Source organism: Klebsiella sp. CN_Kp113, assembly GCF_040064585.1.
Classification (GTDB): Bacteria; Pseudomonadota; Gammaproteobacteria; order Enterobacterales; family Enterobacteriaceae; genus Klebsiella; species Klebsiella michiganensis.
The window spans coordinates 25,899-43,250 of sequence record NZ_JBEAID010000014.1; the positions used below are offsets into that span (position 1 = coordinate 25,899).

Here is a 17,352-nt window from a genome sequence, read left to right on the forward strand (position 1 = left end):
AATAGCGTGCAGGGTATGCTGCCGACAACAGCGTAACAAAATGGACGATCATGAAAACATCTGCAAAACCACTCTCCGCGCCGGGCGCTGTCACGCTTGCCGCCGGGTGCAACCAGCTAATAAACTGGGGAATCTCATTTTATATGCCCGGCACTTTCGCCAGAGCTATTGCTCAGGAGACCGGCTGGGCCGCAACGGAAATCTACTTTGGCCTGACTATCGCCATGCTGATGATGGCGATGCTCTCCCCGTTTGTCGCCCGGCTACTGGCCCGCTTTGGGGGCCAACGGGTGGTGGTCACGGGTACGCTGATGATTTCAGCGGGCTGCCTGGTAATGGCTTACGTCCAGAGTCTGCCGGGCTGGTTCGCCGCCTGGGTTCTGACCGGCGCCGGGATGCGTCTGGCGCTCTACGACGCGCTGTTCGCCGCGCTGGTGAATATCTATGGGCAAAGCGCCAGATTAACTATCTCGCGCGTGACGCTGGCCGGCGGCCTGGCTTCGGCTCTGTTCTGGCCGCTCGGCGCCGGGTTGTTGACGCAGATGGACTGGCGGCATGCGCTGCTGATTTATGCCCTGTTTGGCCTGCTTAGCGCGATGCTGCTGTGGAAAATGCCAAATCACAGACTGCCGTCACCGAAACGGATAATGCAACGCCAGCGGCTCTCCCACCGCGATAAACGCCCTGCCCTCCTGTACGCGTCGCTGATTGCGCTGGTAACCTTTGTTTCCAACGGTACCTCGACGCATCTCCCCGAGTATATCGCCAGCGTCGGGCTTCCTGTCGCGGTGGGAATGCTGTGGGGGATTGGGCAAACCGGCGCGCGCTTTCTCGAAGTGGCATCCGGTTCTGTCCTTACGCCGTTGCGGCTAACGATACTGACCACCCTGTTGATGCCGCTCTGCTTTGCGCTCGGCCTGAGCGGGCCATATCTGTCGTGGGCGGCCGGCGGATTTGTGCTGGGTTACGGCGCGATCAACGGCCTGACGACCGTATTTAAAGCTACTCTGCCGCTGCAGCTTTTTGCCGCCGAGGATTATGCCCGACGAACCGGTATTCTGTTGATTCCCGCGCAGCTGCTGGCCGCCGCCTCGCCGTTTGCCTACGCGTGGCTGAATGATCATCTCGGGATAAGGGGCAGTTTAGCGGTTTCCGCCGCGCTGGCCCTGGTGGTGGCAGCTCTGGCGATGGCCATTGCATGGTGTCAGCGGGAGAATACGCCAGCGGCGATTGAAGAACGGGGTTGACAGTAGAAACCCGGTGTATCGGTATTCATCGTCTCAGGGAATGCCGTAATTCGGCGATCTTGTTAAGAAAAATGCCATTAATGACGTCAATCATTAATGGCATTATTTTTTTATTCAATTAACGCAAAGAATAAAGTTTATTCCCACTCAATAGTCGCCGGCGGCTTACCGCTGATGTCGTACACCACGCGGGAAATACCGTTGACTTCATTGATGATACGGTTGGATACGCGGCCGAGGAAATCGTACGGCAGATGCGCCCAGTGAGCGGTCATAAAGTCGATGGTTTCAACCGCACGCAGGGAAACGACCCAGTCGTACTTACGGCCATCGCCCATGACGCCGACGGAACGGACCGGCAGGAACACGGTGAACGCTTGGCTCACTTTGTTGTACAGGTCGGCTTTGTGCAGCTCTTCAATGAAGATTGCGTCCGCGCGGCGCAGCAGGTCGCAGTACTCTTTCTTCACTTCGCCCAGCACGCGCACGCCCAGACCCGGCCCCGGGAACGGGTGGCGGTACAGCATATCGTACGGCAGACCCAGTTCGAGGCCAATCTTACGCACTTCATCTTTGAACAGCTCGCGCAGCGGTTCAACGAGGCCCATCTTCATCTCTTTCGGCAGGCCGCCCACGTTGTGGTGAGATTTGATGACGTGCGCTTTACCGGTTGCGGAAGCAGCGGACTCGATGACGTCAGGGTAGATGGTCCCTTGCGCCAGCCATTTCACGTCTTCCAGCTTCAGCGCTTCTTCGTCAAACACTTCAACGAACACGCGGCCGATGATTTTACGCTTCGCTTCCGGATCGTTTTCGCCCGCCAGCGCAGCCAGGAAACGCGCCTCGCCTTCGACGTGAACGATGTTCAGGCCGAAGCGATCGCCAAACATATCCATAACCTGCTGGGCTTCATTCAGACGCAGCAGACCGTTATCCACAAAGACGCAGGTCAGGTTTTTACCGATGGCGCGGTGCAGCAGCATGGCGGTCACGGAGGAATCCACGCCGCCGGACAGGCCGAGGATCACTTTATCGTCGCCAACCTGCTGACGAATGCGCTCGATGGCATCGTCGATAATTTTAGCCGGGGTCCACAGCGCTTCACACTGGCAGATATCGCGTACGAAACGCTCCAGCATGCGCAGACCCTGACGGGTGTGGGTGACTTCCGGGTGGAACTGTACGCCGTAGAAGCGCTTCTCTTCGTTAGCCATAATGGCGAACGGGCAGGTTTCGGTGCTGGCAACGGTGACGAAGTCAGACGGGATGGCGGTGACTTTGTCGCCGTGGCTCATCCAGACGTCCAGCATCGGCTTACCATCCGCGCTCAGCGCATCTTCGATACCGTGAATCAGGGCGCTATTGGTCTGCACTTCAACCTGCGCATAGCCAAACTCACGTTCATTAGAGGCTTCAACGTGGCCACCCAGCTGCATCGCCATGGTCTGCATGCCGTAGCATACGCCGAATACCGGCACGCCGGCTTCAAAGACATACTGCGGCGCGCGCGGGCTGTTATCTTCGGTGGTGCTTTCCGGACCGCCGGAAAGAATAATGCCGTTAGGATTAAACTCACGAATTTGAGCTTCAGTCACGTCCCATGCCCACAGTTCACAGTAGACACCTAATTCACGAACGCGACGCGCAACCAGCTGGGTGTACTGAGAACCGAAGTCCAGGATAAGAATACGATGTTTATGAATGTTATCCGTCATTGACGATAATTCCGAGGCAAGTGATACAGGTTAAATAAATCGCCCGGCGCGTGGCCGGGCGATGAAAATCAGGAGCCCATGCGGTAGTTCGGGGATTCCTTGGTGATAGTCACGTCGTGAACGTGGCTCTCCTGGATACCCGCGCCGCTGATGCGCACGAATTCCGCTTTGGTCCGCAGGGTGTCGATGGTACCACAACCGGTCAGGCCCATACAGGAGCGCAGGCCGCCCATCTGCTGGTGAATGATCTCTTTCAGGCGGCCTTTATAGGCGACGCGGCCTTCGATACCTTCCGGTACCAGTTTGTCGGCGGCGTTATCGGTCTGGAAGTAGCGATCGGAGGAACCTTTAGACATCGCGCCAAGGGAACCCATACCACGGTAAGATTTGTACGAACGGCCCTGATAGAGTTCGATTTCACCCGGGGACTCTTCGGTACCGGCCAGCATTGAGCCAACCATGACGGCGGCTGCGCCTGCGGCAATCGCTTTCGCGATATCGCCGGAGAAACGAATACCGCCGTCGGCGATAACCGGGATACCGGTGCCTTCCAGCGCTTCAACCGCGTCAGAAACGGCGGTGATCTGCGGAACGCCCACGCCGGTCACGATACGAGTCGTACAGATGGAGCCAGGACCGATACCCACTTTCACCGCGCTGCAGCCGGCTTCCGCCAGCGCACGTGCGCCCGCGCCGGTCGCCACGTTGCCGCCGATGATTTGCAGGTCAGGATATTTCGCACGGGTATCGCGGATACGCTGCAATACGCCTTCAGAGTGGCCGTGAGAGGAGTCGATCAGCAGAATATCTACGCCCGCGGCAACCAGCGCATCCACGCGCTCTTCGTTACCGGCGCCCGCACCCACCGCCGCACCGACGCGCAGGCGACCCTGCTCATCTTTACAGGCGTTTGGTTTACGCTCCGCTTTCTGGAAATCTTTAACAGTGATCATGCCGAGAAGATGGAAGCTGTCATCAACAACCAGCGCTTTCTCAACGCGTTTTTCATGCATTTTGGCAAAAACCACTTCGCGGCTTTCGCCTTCGCGAACGGTCACCAGACGCTCTTTCGGCGTCATATAAACGCTCACCGGCTGATTCAGGTCGGTGACGAAACGCACGTCGCGACCGGTGATGATGCCGACCAGCTCGTTGTCTTCGGTCACCACCGGATAGCCAGCAAAACCGTTGCGTTCAGTCAGCTCTTTCACTTCGCGCAGAGTGGTGGTCGGCAGGACGGTCTGCGGGTCGGTAACCACGCCGGACTCATGCTTCTTCACGCGCTTAACTTCTTCCGCCTGGCGCTCGATGGACATGTTTTTATGAATAAAGCCGATGCCGCCTTCCTGTGCCAGGGCAATTGCCAGACGCGCTTCCGTCACGGTATCCATTGCAGCAGAGAGCATTGGAATATTCAGACGAATGGTTTTCGTCAGCTGAGTGCTGAGATCGGCGGTATTTGGCAGAACGGTTGAATGAGCGGGAACGAGGAGGACGTCGTCAAACGTCAGGGCTTCTTTAGCGATACGTAGCATGGGCAATATCTCGACCAGGGTGGATAAATATTGCCGTGGCATTATACAGAGCGTAACCGATTGCATCTACCCTTTTTTGCAAATAATACTTGCGATCCCCTCCCAGCAGGTTACTATCGACTGAATAACCTGCTGATTTAGAATTTGATCTTGCTCACATGTTGCCATCTCAATCCCCCTCAATTTACACGGTTAGCCGCCTCAATCAGTCGGTCCGGCTGCTGCTCGAACGTGAAATGGGTCAGGTATGGATCAGCGGCGAGATTTCCAATTTCAGCCAGCCCTCTTCCGGCCACTGGTACTTCACCCTAAAAGACGATAACGCCCAGGTGCGCTGCGCAATGTTCCGCAACAGCAACCGCCGCGTGACGTTCCGTCCGCAGCACGGGCAGCAGGTGCTGGTCCGCGCCAATATCACGCTGTACGAGCCGCGCGGCGATTATCAGATCATCGTGGAAAGCATGCAGCCTGCGGGCGAAGGTCTGCTTCAGCAGAAGTATGAGCAGCTCAAGACCGCGCTGGCGGCGGAAGGCTTGTTCGATCAGCAGCATAAAAAAACGCTCCCCTCTCCCGCGCACTGCGTCGGCGTCATCACCTCTAAAACCGGTGCTGCGCTGCACGATATTTTACACGTGCTCAAGCGCCGCGATCCTTCCCTGCCGGTGATTATTTACCCGACCGCCGTCCAGGGGGAAGATGCGCCGGGGCAGATCGTTCGCGCGATTGAGCTGGCCAACGCGCGCCAGGAATGCGACGTGCTGATTGTCGGGCGCGGCGGCGGTTCGCTGGAAGATTTATGGAGCTTTAACGATGAGCGAGTGGCGCGGGCGATTTTTGCCAGCCCTATTGCCATCGTCAGCGCCGTAGGCCATGAGACTGACGTCACTATCGCCGATTTTGTCGCCGACCTGCGCGCCCCGACGCCTTCCGCGGCGGCGGAAATGGTCAGCCGCAACCAGCAGGAGCTGCTGCGCCAGCTCCAGTCCGTGCAGCAGCGCCTTGAAATGGCGATGGACTACTTCCTTGCCAACCGCCATCGTCGCTTTACCCAGGTTTTTCACCGCCTGCAGCAACAGCATCCTCAGCTGCGGCTGGCCCGTCAGCAAACGGAGCTTGAAAGATTGCGTCAGCGCATGCGTTTCGCTCTTGAGACGCAAATAAAGCGCGCCGACCAGCGCCAGCAGCGCGCCGCGCAGCGCCTGAATCAACAAAACCCACAGCCGCGAATTCACCGCGCCCAGAGCCGTATTCAACAGCTGGAATACCGGCTGGCGGAAAACATCCGCGCGCGTCTTGGCGAGCAACGTGAACGCTTCGGTAATATGGTCACGCACCTGGAAGCCGTCAGCCCGCTGGCGACGCTGGCCCGCGGCTATAGCGTCACTTCCGCCAGCGACGGCAAGGTGCTGAAACAAACGAAACAGGTGCGCGAGGGAGACGTTCTCACTACCCGTCTGAACGATGGCTGGGTAGAGAGCGAAGTGAAGAACATCACGCCGGTGAAGAAAACCCGTTCTCGCAAAAAAGCCGGATAAGCCTGCCATTTCAACCGAGGATAACTATACTGCTGTCATGCCCTTTTTAAACGGTTCTATCCGGCTAAGGAGCGTGATATGCCAGATGCTTATCCTCGTTTTGTAATTCCGCCCTACATTTTACGCCGCATTGTCGATCGTGGTTCCCTTCAGCAGCAGCGCTGCGCGCAGAATACCCTCAGCCACGTTCAGACCCTGATGGCGCACGTTCCGGGGCGCCCTGCCGCGCCCCACGTCACCACGCCGGGCCTGCTTGAACGCGACATTTATGATGCCGGGCAGACCCAGGATCTACCGGGTACTCAGGTCCGTTTTGAGGGACAGCCCTCCAACGGCGACGTTGCCGTTGATGAAGCCTATGACTATCTCGGCATCACCCATGATTTCTTCTGGAAGAGCTACCAGCGCGATTCGCTGGATAACCGCGGATTGAAGCTCACCGGCAGCGTCCACTATGGTCACGAATATCAAAACGCATTCTGGAACGGCCAACAAATGGTGTTTGGCGACGGGGATGGCGAGATTTTTAATCGTTTTACTATCGCCATTGACGTAGTGGCGCACGAACTAAGCCACGGCGTGACGGAGAGCGAAGCCGGTCTCATCTATTTCGAACAATCCGGCGCGCTGAACGAATCGCTTTCCGATGTTTTCGGTTCGCTGGTCAAACAGTATCAGCGCCAGCAGACGGCAGACAAAGCGGACTGGATCATTGGCGAGGGACTACTCGCGAAAGGCATCCACGGCAAAGGTCTGCGCTCAATGTCGCAGCCGGGTACCGCATACGATGACCCTGTCCTTGGCAAAGATCCGCAACCCGCCCATATGAAAGATTTTGTTCATACCCAGCAGGATAACGGCGGCGTGCATATCAACTCCGGCATTCCTAATCACGCCTTTTATCTCGCCGCCAGCGCCCTCGGCGGTTTTGCATGGGAGAAAGCGGGATACGCCTGGTACGACGCGGTGTGCGATCAATCTCTGGCAAAAGACGCCGATTTCTCAGCCTTTGCCAGACTGACGATTCGCCACGGCGAGAAACGCTCTGGCAAAGAGACCGCAGAGGCGATTACTCAGGCCTGGGAGCGGGTCGGAGTGGTGCTATGAATCTTGCCGATCTTAGCGATGACGCGGTGATTGAGCTGGCGCGCGAGGGCGGCGTTGCCTGGATCCCGGCGCTCAGCGGGATGCGTAAGATCGTCGTGGCGAAGCTCAACGAGCAACAGAAGCAGCGGATTGCGACGATTCTCCAACAGTCGCTACCGCTGGGCAAGCCGCCGGGCCAGCCCGACTCGCCTGGACGGGGCGACCAGCGTTTTTTTCGCATCCAGATCGTCAGCGAGCAGCACTACCACAGCCTGATTATTCTCATTCCGGAGGATCGTGCGCCAGATTCACTGGTTGAACTCTGGCGCGACGGCGAAGGCTGCGTCAGCGATAAAGATTAAATCGGCACAAACTCGACGCGTTTTTTCGAAATCAGCCCGTGGCCATTCTGGCAAAAATAATCCACCGCGCCGCAGGCTTTTAACACCTCCAGCGGCTTGTGGCAGTCCGGGCAGCGGGCTTCGACAACATACTCTTTCGCACAACGCTCGCAGCGGGCGCTATTGCCCTGCACAGCAAGCTGCGCATGGCACACGGGGCAATCAAATTCCATGGTGACTCCTGACGAGGGGTATATCGCTTTATTTTATCACGGTTGCACAATCTGTGGCTGCTGCCAGTCATTATCCTCCAGCAGGTTATTCGCCCCCAGGCGGTCCGCCGCCTTTAATTTTATTCACCCTGCATACTGAATCGGGACTGAGCAAAAGCATCATAGACCTGCTTATCGGTAAACGGCGGAAAAGTGGCCCGTTTAGCGGCATCAACCAGCGCGGCACAATAGGCTTTATGACCTTCACTCGTTGTCACGCTATTCAGTTTCCCCTCATCGCTAAATCTCAGATGTATTCTGCATTTTTTCCCCGTCCAGCCGTAGCGATTGGATAACCGGGAATCAATAGACTCTTTTATCGCTCTCGCCTGTTTGCCATATTTATCGTCATCGCTGAAGCGTCCGGAGCTACAGCTCCCAAGCGCTGATGTTTTATGGCAGTCAGAAGGATGAAACGGCGTACAGCTGCTGGCTAAAATAACCAAACCGACCATCACTATTGTTTTTTTCATATCCCTGCCCCCATCGTTTGACACGATTCTCCCTACGCTCATTTACCTGCGTTCTACTTTAGCGAAAAGGAACGCCGCTGCTTTGAATACTGCCGGGCTGGTTTGGCGCTGGCACCTCTACGCAAGGCGGCCCCGGCTTGAAATGAATGGTAATGATGTTATTGCTGGAAGGCTTCCCTTTGATGTATCGCCATTTTTCCATTGCGGCCCTGACTTCATTATCAAACATTCCGGAAGGATCTGAGCTTAATAACCGAACGTGAGTCACCCTCCCATTCTCATCAACGTCAAATTGCGCTTTAACCTGACCCGGTATCCCTTTTTTTTCGGCTTTCGCGGGATAAGCAGGCTTAACGCGCGGTTCAATCGGTTGTGATTCAGCGGCACAGGCTATGGGAATAAGAAACAGCATCAGGAGAGTTAAAAGGCTTTTCATTCTGACCTCATTGTCACAAAAATATTTATCCTCCCTGGTTTTTCTCACATTTATAACCCGGCCTCAAGCGAGTTTATTATTATTCTGCGCATGTACAATGGCGATAATAAAAAAGCCCGGCGGATGCGGGCTTTAGGTTTTTGATGCTGGCGGATAGCTTATTTGCTTTTCTTGATGTGCTTAATCAAGCGCTTACGCTTACGCATCTGGTTCGGCGTCAGGGTATTGCGTTTGTTGGCAAACGGGTTTTCCCCTTCCTTGAACTGAATACGAATCGGCGTGCCCATCACTTCCAGCGATTTACGGAAGTAGTTCATCAGGTAGCGTTTATAAGAATCCGGCAGATCTTTAACCTGGTTACCGTGAATAACCACGATCGGCGGGTTATAACCACCGGCGTGGGCATATTTCAGCTTCACGCGACGGCCGCGCACCAGCGGCGGCTGATGGTCTTCAGCAGCCATGGTCATGATGCGGGTCAGCATAGCGGTACCCACGCGACGGGTTGCGCTGTCGTACGCCTCGCGCACGGATTCAAACAGATTGCCTACGCCGCTGCCGTGCAGCGCGGAGATAAAGTGCACGCGGGCAAAGTCGATAAAGCCCAGACGGAAGTCCAGGGTCTCTTTCACCTGCTCTTTTACTTCCTGGCTCAGGCCGTCCCATTTATTGACGACAATCACCAGCGAACGACCGCTGTTGAGGATAAAGCCCAGCAGGGAGAGATCCTGATCGGAAATCCCTTCGCGCGCATCAATCACCAGCAGCACCACGTTGGCGTCTTCAATCGCCTGCAGCGTTTTGATCACCGAGAATTTTTCGACGACATCGGTAATTTTTCCGCGCTTGCGCACGCCTGCGGTATCGATAAGGACGTATTCACGCTCATCGCGCTGCATCGGGATGTAGATGCTGTCGCGAGTGGTTCCCGGCATATCGTAAACCACCACACGATCTTCACCCAGGATACGGTTGGTGAGCGTTGATTTACCCACGTTCGGGCGGCCCACAATCGCCAGCTTAATCGGCAGATCCTGCGGGTTAAAATCATCTTCCGGCTCTTCAAGCGCTTCGCCGTTCTGCTCGGCTTCGAACTGCGCCCAGTATGCCGCGTCTTCGTCCACTTCTTCCGGCGGGTTCACCTCGTCAACCCACGGCAGCAGCACGTGCTCGAGCAGGCTGGTGACGCCGCGGCCATGGGAAGCGGCGATAGGATAAATCTCGCCTAACCCCAGCGACCAAAAATCGGCAATCGCCTGATCGGCATCGATACCGTCAGTTTTGTTTGCCACCAGGAAAGTCGGTTTCTCACGGGAGCGCAGATGTTTCGCAATTGCCGAATCCGCCGGCATCAGGCCCGCACGCGCATCGACCATAAACAGCACCACGTCCGCTTCTTCAATCGCCAGCAGCGACTGTTCCGCCATTCGCGTTTCTACGCCATCTTCGGTACCGTCGATCCCGCCGGTATCGATACAGATAAATTCGCGGCCTTCCACTTCAGCACGACCGTACTTACGGTCACGAGTCAGCCCCGGGAAATCCGCGACCAACGCATCGCGAGTGCGCGTTAAGCGGTTAAAGAGCGTGGATTTTCCAACGTTAGGGCGCCCGACAAGCGCGACCACAGGTATCATGTTAAATGCCTCATACAAAAATCGATACAACGCCCGTTTTCACGGCGTTTTTAAAAAAGCCAAAACGGCCCCTGTCTGCCAGGGGCCGTTTCTCAAAAATAGACTACCGCTGTTGTTAACGCGTAATCGCGTACAGCGTGCCGTCTTTCGCCTGAATCAGCAGTTTGCCGTCAGCAACAACCGGATCGGTCAGGAAGCCTGAGCTGTCCACCTTCTGCTGAGCCACAAAGTGACCATCTTCAGGGTTGACCCAGTGCATATAGCCTTCGCTATCGCCAACAACCAGATTGCCATTATACAGCACAGGCGCCGTCAGCAGACGGTGCAGCAGATCGCTTTGCGTCCACAGCGTCACGCCGCCGTCGGTGGTGAGCGCCAGCAGACGGTCATTCTGGTCAACCAGGTAAATACGGTTGCCGTCGACAATGAAATCGTTCACTGAACCCAGCTCGCGTTTCCACATAATCTGGCCGCTGCGCAGATCCAGCGCCGTCAGGTTGCCGTTGTAGGCCAGCGCGTAAATCACGCCGTTCACGATAACCGGCGTCGTGTCGACGTCGTTAAGACGGTCGATTTCCGTCGGACCGGTCGCGGTAGAGATACGCTGCTGCCAAATCATCTGGCCCTGCTGCATCAGCACCGCGCTGACGCGACCGTTGTCGCCGCCCACAATAGCTGCGCCGTAGGCGGTAGCCGGAGCGGATTCGCCGCGCAGGGAGAGCGCTGGCATATCAAGGTTAACGGTCCATTTCACCGCGCCATCGGCTTCGTTCAGCGCCTGAAGCTGACCGTTAGTGGTATGAATCAGCACCATGCCGTCGCTGACGACCGGACGAGAAATCGCTTCACCCGCCACGCTCGCTTCCCACGCGACGGTACCGTCGCTGGTGTTCAGCGCATAAACTTTCGCTTTTTCGCTACCGATATAAACGTGGCCGCCGGAGACGGTCACGCCGCCGGAGAGCAGCGCAGGCGCGCGGGAGAACCAGCCGTCTTTCTCTGCCAGATTAACCGACCACACCTCTTTGCCGTCGCCTGAATTAAGGGCTTTAACGGTACCTTTACGATCGGCGGCATACACAACGCCATCAGCAAAAGCCGGGTGCAGGTTAGAGTAGAATTCGCCAATACCGCCGCCAACGGAGGTGCTCCAGGAGGTGGACGGCGTAAACTGGTTTTCCACCGTCGGCAGTGGCGACATTTTCACCACATCTTCTTCGCTGTTAAACAGCGAACAGCCGCTCAATAAGGTAACGGAAAGCAGCCCTGGCAGAAGTAATTTACGCAATTGCATCGAGTCCCTCTCAGATGGACAAATTATTTATTTTCATACGCATCATTTCGCTGAGCGCCGGTGAGGCATCGCTTTTCGCGCCCGCTTCCCATGCTGCTTTCGCCCCTTGCTTATCGCCTTTGCTCAGCAGGATCTCGCCGCGCAGGTCAGCGACAATCGCGGTCCAGCCTTCGCCTTTCACGGCATCCAGGGTTTTCAGCGCGGCATCAGGCTGCTTAAGCTGCAGCTGGACGCGAGCAAGACGCATATTGATAACCGATTTCAGGTTATCATCAGAAGCGGCCGTAAGCCCCTGCTGAAGCTGCTTTTCAGCGTTCTGCAGGTCGTTTTTATCGACAAACTGCTGCGCCAGCTCAAGAGAAGCAAACGCACCATAGGTGTTTTTGCTGTCGGCGGCAAATTTCTGCGCAGCGTTCAGCGCTTCTGGTTTATCCGATTTGAGGGCGGAAATCGCATTTTCATAAGCCAGGGACGAGCCTCTGGCGGTATCCAACTGATGGGAGGTCCAGTAGCGCCAGCCAACCAGCGCGCCAACGCCCAAAATCACCCCAACGGCCAGCGCCTTGCCATTTTCAGCAAAGAAACGCTTCAGCGCGTCGACCTGATCGTTTTCGTTATTGTAAAGTTCCACGCAGTCCTTCTCCTGACTAATGATTCCCGGGAGATTAACCCAGAAGTGTGCGCAAATGCGCGGCAACGCTATCCTGCGTTACGGTAGTTTGCTCTCCTGAGCGTAAATCTTTCACTACCACGTTTCCGTCAGCGATTTCTGATTCGCCCAGCACCAGCGCAACGCGAGCGCCCCATTTATCAGCGCGCGCAAACTGCTTCTTAAAGTTGCCGCCGCCGTGGTTGGTCATCAGCTTAACGCCGGGTAACGCATCGCGTACCTGTTCAGCCAGACGCATTGCTGCGGACTGGGTGTCAGTTCCGGAGGCTACCAGGTATATATCGACAACAGGATCGGCTTTAAATTCCGGATTCACTGCCTGAACCAGTAAAACAAGACGTTCCAGCCCCATCGCAAAGCCGACGCCAGGGGTTGCGCGACCGCCAAGCTGCTCAACCAGACCATCGTAACGGCCGCCGGCGCAGACGGTGCCCTGGGAACCGAGGCTGGTGGTGACCCACTCAAACACGGTGCGGTTGTAATAGTCGAGACCGCGCACCAGACGCTGATTCACGGTATAGCGGATACCGGCATCATCCAGCAGCGCGCAAAGTCCCGCAAAATGCGCTTTGGACTCTTCATCAAGATAGTCGCCCAGCGTCGGGGCGTCGTTCAGCAGCGCCTGGACGTCCGGGTTTTTAGAATCCAGCACGCGCAGCGGGTTAGTGTACATGCGGCGTTTGCAGTCTTCGTCCAGCTTATCTTTATACTGCTCAAGATAGGCCACCAGCGCGTCGCGATAGTTAGCGCGAGCCTCCAGCGAACCGATAGAGTTCAGCTCCAGCGCAACGTGGCTGGAGATGCCCAGCTCGCGCCACCAGCGGGCGGTCAGCATAATCAGCTCGGCATCAATATCCGGCCCCTGCAGACCGAACGCTTCCGCGCCAATCTGGTGGAACTGGCGATAACGCCCTTTTTGCGGACGTTCGTGGCGGAACATCGGCCCGATATACCACAGGCGCTGTTCTTGATTGTACAGGAGACCATGTTCGATGCCGGCGCGTACGCAGCCAGCGGTACCTTCCGGACGCAGAGTCAGGCTATCGCCGTTACGGTCCTCAAAGGTGTACATCTCTTTTTCAACCACGTCGGTCACTTCGCCGATAGCGCGTTTGAATAACGGGGTCTGCTCTACAATCGGCAAACGGATTTCGCTGTAACCGTAGCTACCAAGCACCTGCTTCAGTGAGCCTTCAATGCGCTGCCAGAGAGCGGTTTCGCCCGGCAGATAATCGTTCATGCCACGGATGGCTTGAATGTTCTTTGCCACGTTTATTCTCTTTATATATACAAAAATGAACCCCGGCGCCTCGCGCCCGCAGGTTCAATCATACACGGGAAGCGTATCGCTTCCCAACACGTTATTTCGCTTCAACCTGCTGAATATCGATGCGACGCGCCTCATCAAGCATCGATGCTTTAGCGCGAATACGCGCTTCCAGCTGATCGATCATATCGTCGTTATCCAGTCTGTCTTTACGTACGCCGTCTTCGTACAGGCCGCTTTTCTTGTTGCCGCCGGTCACGCCGAGGGTGGAAACCAGCGCCTCGCCGGGACCGTTTACCACGCAGCCAATGATCGAAATATCCATCGGCGTAATGATATCTTCCAGCCGCTGCTCCAGCGCGTTAACGGTACCGATAACGTCAAACTCCTGACGTGAACATGTCGGACAGGCAATGAAGTTGATCCCGCGAGAGCGAATGCGCAGCGACTTGAGAATATCGAAGCCCACTTTGATCTCTTCAACCGGATCCGCCGCCAGAGAAACGCGCAGCGTATCGCCGATCCCTTCAGACAGCAGCAGGCCGAGGCCGATCGCGGACTTCACCGCGCCGCTGCGCGCCCCGCCCGCTTCGGTGATCCCGAGGTGCAGAGGCTGATCGATCTGTTTCGCCAGCAGGCGGTAGGATTCAACCGCCAGGAACACATCGGAAGCTTTCACGCTGACTTTAAACTGATCGAAGTTAAGACGATCGAGGTGATCGACATGGCGCATTGCCGATTCCAGCAGCGCCTGCGGGGTGGGTTCACCGTATTTTTCCTGGAGATCTTTTTCCAGAGAACCGGCATTCACCCCGATACGGATAGGGATGTTTTTATCGCGAGCGCAGTCCACCACCATGCGGATACGCTCTTCGTTGCCGATATTGCCCGGGTTAATGCGCAGGCAATCAACGCCGTATTCCGCTACCTTCAGGGCAATGCGGTAATCGAAGTGGATATCGGCAACCAGCGGTACGCTAACCTGCTGTTTGATAAGCTTGAACGCTTCCGCCGCATCCATCGTTGGTACCGAAACGCGCACGATATCCGCGCCAACGCGCTCAAGGGCTTTAATTTGATTTACCGTCGCCGCCACATCGGTGGTGCGCGTGTTTGTCATCGACTGTACGGCGATGGGAGCGCCATCGCCAATCGGCACATTCCCAACGTAAATTCGCTTTGATTTTCTACGTTGAATCGGAGCCTGGTTATGCATGAAAAATCTCCCGCGTTACCCGTCTGTTACTGCGCCGGTGATTGTTCGGCATTGAGGGTCAGACGTGCAACCTGGTTAGTTCTGATAAAACGACTCAAATCGACTGGTTTACCCAGATACTGTATCTGTACCGCCGCCGGGGCACCGATTTTCAGCTTATAAGGCGCCTGGCCGCTCAGATTGAGGTTACCGCCTTTACGCTGTAAACCGCTGAACAGCTTTTTACCGGTCGCATCGCTCACTTCCAGCCAGCAGTCGGCGGTAAAATTCAGCACCAGATCCTGGGCGGAGGCCGCCGCAGCGGTCACGTTTGCCTGGTCGGTCGGTAACGGCGAAGTTGCCGGCGCTGCCGCCGTATCGACGTTGGCCTGAGAAGGCGCGACAACGGCGTTATTCTCGGCCGGAGCCGGGGCCGGAGTCGACGCCGCTGGCGCCGGAGACGTTTCTACAGGCGCGCTGTTGGCGGCGGTATCCGGTGCAGAATTCGCCGATTGATTATCCAGAGGGATGCTTTGGCTGTTGCTATCGCCCGCATTCAGTTCGGCGGAGGATTGATCGGCCATCGTGGAGATCTCGTCCTGCTGCGCTTTGTGGTCCTGCCACCACCAGGCGCCGCTGAGGCCAATCACCACGAACAGCACCAGCCAGGTAAAGCTCATTAGCCAGCCGTCGCGCTTTTTACGGCGTTTACCCAGCGAGAAGCTCTGCATGGGGGCAACTTTCGCCGCCCGGATCGGAGCCTGCTTGGCCATCATCGGCAGCAGCTCTTCTTCAGGAATGTGCACAAGGCGGGCATAAGAGCGGATATAGCCGCGCAGGAAGGTTGAAGCAAGATCGGCGGGTGCCTTATCGTCTTCAATATCACGAACCGTGGAAACCTTCAGGCATAAGCGTTCAGCCACCGCCTGCTGGCTGAGCCCGAGTTGTTCGCGGGCATTACGCAGACGCGCGCCCGTGGTGTTTGCTTCTTGATGGTCTTGAGTGGCTTCAGTATTCATTCGCTACAACTACTGGTACGTGAAATTTAAAATTCAGCGCCGGTGACCCCGCGCCGCGAGACATCTGCTCAACGTCAGACAAACAGTATAAGTCCGTATGACCTGGTATCACAGAGACTTATCAATATTGAATGCTAAGCGGTTGTTGTACCGCTACATACTGCCTCAAAGTCGACAAAAACGCACCGTAATTATTAACCACAACAGCGTATTTCGCCCGGCGATTCCACATAAATATGCAGCGCACCGCCAGGGCTGTGCGCTGCATCATTGATTATCAGACCGCCTTCACGTCGATGGCTTCGCCCTGCATACGTTTACGCAGCGTACGCTTGGTACGGTCGATAACGTCGCCGGCCAGCTGACCGCAGGCGGCATCAATATCGTCGCCGCGGGTTTTACGCACGATCGTGGTGAAACCATACTCCATTAACACCTTGGAGAAACGGTCGATACGGCTGTTGGAGCTACGGCCATACGGCGCGCCCGGGAAGGGGTTCCATGGGATCAGGTTGATCTTGCACGGCGTATCTTTCAGCAGCGCGGCCAGCTCGTGCGCATGCTCGGTGCCGTCGTTGACGTGATCCAGCATGACGTATTCGATAGTGACGCGTCCCTGGTTGGCGTTGGACTTCGAAATATAGCCACGCACCGAGTTCAGGAAGGTCTCAATATTGTATTTCTTGTTGATCGGCACGATTTCATCACGAATGGTATCGTTCGGCGCGTGCAGAGAGATGGCCAGCGCGACGTCAATCATATCGCCAAGCTTATCGAGCGCCGGCACCACGCCGGAAGTGGAGAGCGTGACGCGACGTTTAGAGAGACCAAAGCCGAAGTCGTCGAGCATGATCTCCATGGCCGGCACCACGTTAGTCAGGTTCAGCAGCGGCTCGCCCATCCCCATCATCACCACGTTGGTAATCGGACGTACGCCGGTGGTCTTCACCGCGCCGACGATTTTCGCCGCGCGCCAGACCTGGCCGATAATTTCCGAAACCCGCAGGTTGCGGTTAAAGCCCTGCTGGGCCGTAGAGCAGAATTTACACTCCAGCGCGCAGCCCACCTGGGAAGAAACGCACAAGGTGGCGCGATCGTCTTCCGGGATATACACGGTTTCGACGCGCTGATCGCCAACGGCAATCGCCCACTTAATGGTACCGTCGCTGGAGCGCTGCTCTTCAACGACTTCCGGGGCGCGAATCTCCGCGACTTCCTTTAATTTGCCGCGCAGAACTTTGTTGATATCGGTCATCTCATCAAAGTTATCGCAGCAGTAGTGATACATCCATTTCATCACCTGATCGGCGCGGAAAGGCTTTTCGCCCATGTTTTTGAAAAACTCGCGCAGCTGCTGACGATTCAAATCCAGCAGGTTGATTTTGGCATCTTTGTTCGGCACCGTCAGAGCGGCGCTATCAGGTGTGACTATTTGTTCAGACATAATTGATTCCGGCCTCGTTATTACACGTTATGGCCCCTGGAGGGTTGAAAAAAGAAACGCCCCGGGAGCGACTGCTCATCCGGGGCGCTGTATTCTACAAATTCTGGTCCATCAATACCACGTTTGCACGCAGCAATGATGAAAAAATCTGTAACTGCCTGGCAGATCCTCTAAGGATTTTCGATT

Annotated in this window: 15 protein-coding genes and 1 pseudogene; 4 read left to right on the forward strand and 12 right to left on the reverse strand. The window is 56.2% G+C overall.

Features of this window, described 5'->3' with window-relative positions; translation table 11 throughout:
• Positions 1–50: 50 nt before the first annotated feature.
• Positions 51–1,247 (forward strand): MFS transporter, encoded by a 1,197-nt coding sequence (locus tag ABLV30_RS07140; protein WP_025106609.1) that lies wholly within the window; start codon positions 51–53, stop codon positions 1,245–1,247.
• Between the two features lie 137 nt (positions 1,248–1,384).
• Here ABLV30_RS07140 and guaA read toward each other — a convergent pair whose 3' ends face one another.
• Together guaA and guaB are read right to left on the reverse strand one after the other, a co-directional pair.
• On the reverse strand, positions 1,385–2,962 hold the full coding sequence (gene guaA, locus ABLV30_RS07145; protein WP_200914030.1) for a glutamine-hydrolyzing GMP synthase: 1,578 nt from the start codon (positions 2,960–2,962) through the stop codon (positions 1,385–1,387).
• 68 nt (positions 2,963–3,030) lie between these two features.
• Positions 3,031–4,497: an IMP dehydrogenase gene (gene guaB, locus ABLV30_RS07150; protein ID WP_014230355.1), complete on the reverse strand. Its 1,467-nt coding sequence runs from the start codon at positions 4,495–4,497 to the stop codon at positions 3,031–3,033.
• A 158-nt stretch (positions 4,498–4,655) separates the two neighbouring features.
• Between guaB and xseA the strand changes: the two are divergent.
• The 3 genes and pseudogenes from xseA to ABLV30_RS07165 all read left to right on the forward strand — a co-directional run.
• Positions 4,656–6,039: pseudogene (gene xseA / locus ABLV30_RS07155) on the forward strand (exodeoxyribonuclease VII large subunit); the annotation flags it as partial.
• Between the two features lie 71 nt (positions 6,040–6,110).
• Positions 6,111–7,139: a M4 family metallopeptidase gene (locus ABLV30_RS07160; RefSeq protein ID WP_064375075.1), complete on the forward strand. Its 1,029-nt coding sequence runs from the start codon at positions 6,111–6,113 to the stop codon at positions 7,137–7,139.
• Positions 7,136–7,480 carry a protealysin inhibitor emfourin gene (locus ABLV30_RS07165; RefSeq protein ID WP_009654386.1) on the forward strand — a complete coding sequence of 115 codons (345 nt, stop codon included), beginning with the start codon at positions 7,136–7,138 and terminating at the stop codon, positions 7,478–7,480. Before ABLV30_RS07160 ends, ABLV30_RS07165 begins: the two co-directional genes overlap by 4 nt.
• On the opposite strand, the gene ABLV30_RS07170 is transcribed toward ABLV30_RS07165, so the two are convergent.
• From ABLV30_RS07170 to ABLV30_RS07215, 10 genes are all read right to left on the reverse strand, one after another.
• Positions 7,477–7,692, reverse strand: a complete 216-nt coding sequence (locus ABLV30_RS07170; protein ID WP_004853184.1) for a zinc ribbon domain-containing protein — start codon at positions 7,690–7,692, stop codon at positions 7,477–7,479. The two genes, ABLV30_RS07165 and ABLV30_RS07170, sit on opposite strands and share 4 nt — an antisense overlap.
• 119 nt (positions 7,693–7,811) lie before the next feature.
• Positions 7,812–8,204 (reverse strand): cell envelope integrity TolA C-terminal domain-containing protein, encoded by a 393-nt coding sequence (locus tag ABLV30_RS07175; protein WP_048260601.1) that lies wholly within the window; start codon positions 8,202–8,204, stop codon positions 7,812–7,814.
• A 58-nt stretch (positions 8,205–8,262) separates the two neighbouring features.
• Positions 8,263–8,640 (reverse strand): TonB family protein, encoded by a 378-nt coding sequence (locus tag ABLV30_RS07180; protein ID WP_025106606.1) that lies wholly within the window; start codon positions 8,638–8,640, stop codon positions 8,263–8,265.
• A 158-nt stretch (positions 8,641–8,798) separates the two neighbouring features.
• A complete protein-coding gene (gene der, locus ABLV30_RS07185) occupies positions 8,799–10,277 on the reverse strand; it encodes a ribosome biogenesis GTPase Der (RefSeq protein WP_014230361.1) in 1,479 nt (492 codons plus the stop codon).
• 115 nt (positions 10,278–10,392) lie between these two features.
• Complete coding sequence (bamB, locus tag ABLV30_RS07190; RefSeq protein ID WP_004104478.1) at positions 10,393–11,571, reverse strand: outer membrane protein assembly factor BamB; 1,179 nt, start codon at positions 11,569–11,571, stop codon at positions 10,393–10,395.
• A gap of 10 nt (positions 11,572–11,581) precedes the next feature.
• Positions 11,582–12,202: a YfgM family protein gene (locus ABLV30_RS07195; protein WP_004853194.1), complete on the reverse strand. Its 621-nt coding sequence runs from the start codon at positions 12,200–12,202 to the stop codon at positions 11,582–11,584.
• 34 nt (positions 12,203–12,236) lie between these two features.
• Positions 12,237–13,511, reverse strand: coding sequence for a histidine--tRNA ligase (gene hisS, locus ABLV30_RS07200; protein WP_025106604.1), 1,275 nt, complete (start codon positions 13,509–13,511; stop codon positions 12,237–12,239).
• Between the two features lie 91 nt (positions 13,512–13,602).
• A complete protein-coding gene (ispG, locus tag ABLV30_RS07205) occupies positions 13,603–14,724 on the reverse strand; it encodes a flavodoxin-dependent (E)-4-hydroxy-3-methylbut-2-enyl-diphosphate synthase (RefSeq protein ID WP_004104485.1) in 1,122 nt (373 codons plus the stop codon).
• A 26-nt stretch (positions 14,725–14,750) separates the two neighbouring features.
• On the reverse strand, positions 14,751–15,722 hold the full coding sequence (gene rodZ, locus ABLV30_RS07210; RefSeq protein WP_025106603.1) for a cytoskeleton protein RodZ: 972 nt from the start codon (positions 15,720–15,722) through the stop codon (positions 14,751–14,753).
• A gap of 277 nt (positions 15,723–15,999) precedes the next feature.
• Positions 16,000–17,166 carry a bifunctional tRNA (adenosine(37)-C2)-methyltransferase TrmG/ribosomal RNA large subunit methyltransferase RlmN gene (locus ABLV30_RS07215; protein WP_004123586.1) on the reverse strand — a complete coding sequence of 389 codons (1,167 nt, stop codon included), beginning with the start codon at positions 17,164–17,166 and terminating at the stop codon, positions 16,000–16,002.
• Positions 17,167–17,352: the final 186 nt, after the last annotated feature.

Excerpts from the sequence above, each read along its gene's own strand:
- guaA (WP_200914030.1), bottom strand. The coding sequence starts at position 2,962 with ATGACGGATAACATTCATAAACATCGTATTCTTATCCTGGACTTCGGT.
- ABLV30_RS07165 (WP_009654386.1), top strand. The coding sequence starts at position 7,136 with ATGAATCTTGCCGATCTTAGCGATGACGCGGTGATTGAGCTGGCGCGC.
- ABLV30_RS07215 (WP_004123586.1), bottom strand. The coding sequence starts at position 17,166 with ATGTCTGAACAAATAGTCACACCTGATAGCGCCGCTCTGACGGTGCCG.
- der (WP_014230361.1), bottom strand. The coding sequence starts at position 10,277 with ATGATACCTGTGGTCGCGCTTGTCGGGCGCCCTAACGTTGGAAAATCC.
- ABLV30_RS07140 (WP_025106609.1), top strand. The coding sequence starts at position 51 with ATGAAAACATCTGCAAAACCACTCTCCGCGCCGGGCGCTGTCACGCTT.
- bamB (WP_004104478.1), bottom strand. The coding sequence starts at position 11,571 with ATGCAATTGCGTAAATTACTTCTGCCAGGGCTGCTTTCCGTTACCTTA.
- guaB (WP_014230355.1), bottom strand. The coding sequence starts at position 4,497 with ATGCTACGTATCGCTAAAGAAGCCCTGACGTTTGACGACGTCCTCCTC.
- ispG (WP_004104485.1), bottom strand. The coding sequence starts at position 14,724 with ATGCATAACCAGGCTCCGATTCAACGTAGAAAATCAAAGCGAATTTAC.
- rodZ (WP_025106603.1), bottom strand. The coding sequence starts at position 15,722 with ATGAATACTGAAGCCACTCAAGACCATCAAGAAGCAAACACCACGGGC.
- ABLV30_RS07170 (WP_004853184.1), bottom strand. The coding sequence starts at position 7,692 with ATGGAATTTGATTGCCCCGTGTGCCATGCGCAGCTTGCTGTGCAGGGC.
- ABLV30_RS07160 (WP_064375075.1), top strand. The coding sequence starts at position 6,111 with ATGCCAGATGCTTATCCTCGTTTTGTAATTCCGCCCTACATTTTACGC.
- ABLV30_RS07175 (WP_048260601.1), bottom strand. The coding sequence starts at position 8,204 with ATGAAAAAAACAATAGTGATGGTCGGTTTGGTTATTTTAGCCAGCAGC.
- ABLV30_RS07180 (WP_025106606.1), bottom strand. The coding sequence starts at position 8,640 with ATGAAAAGCCTTTTAACTCTCCTGATGCTGTTTCTTATTCCCATAGCC.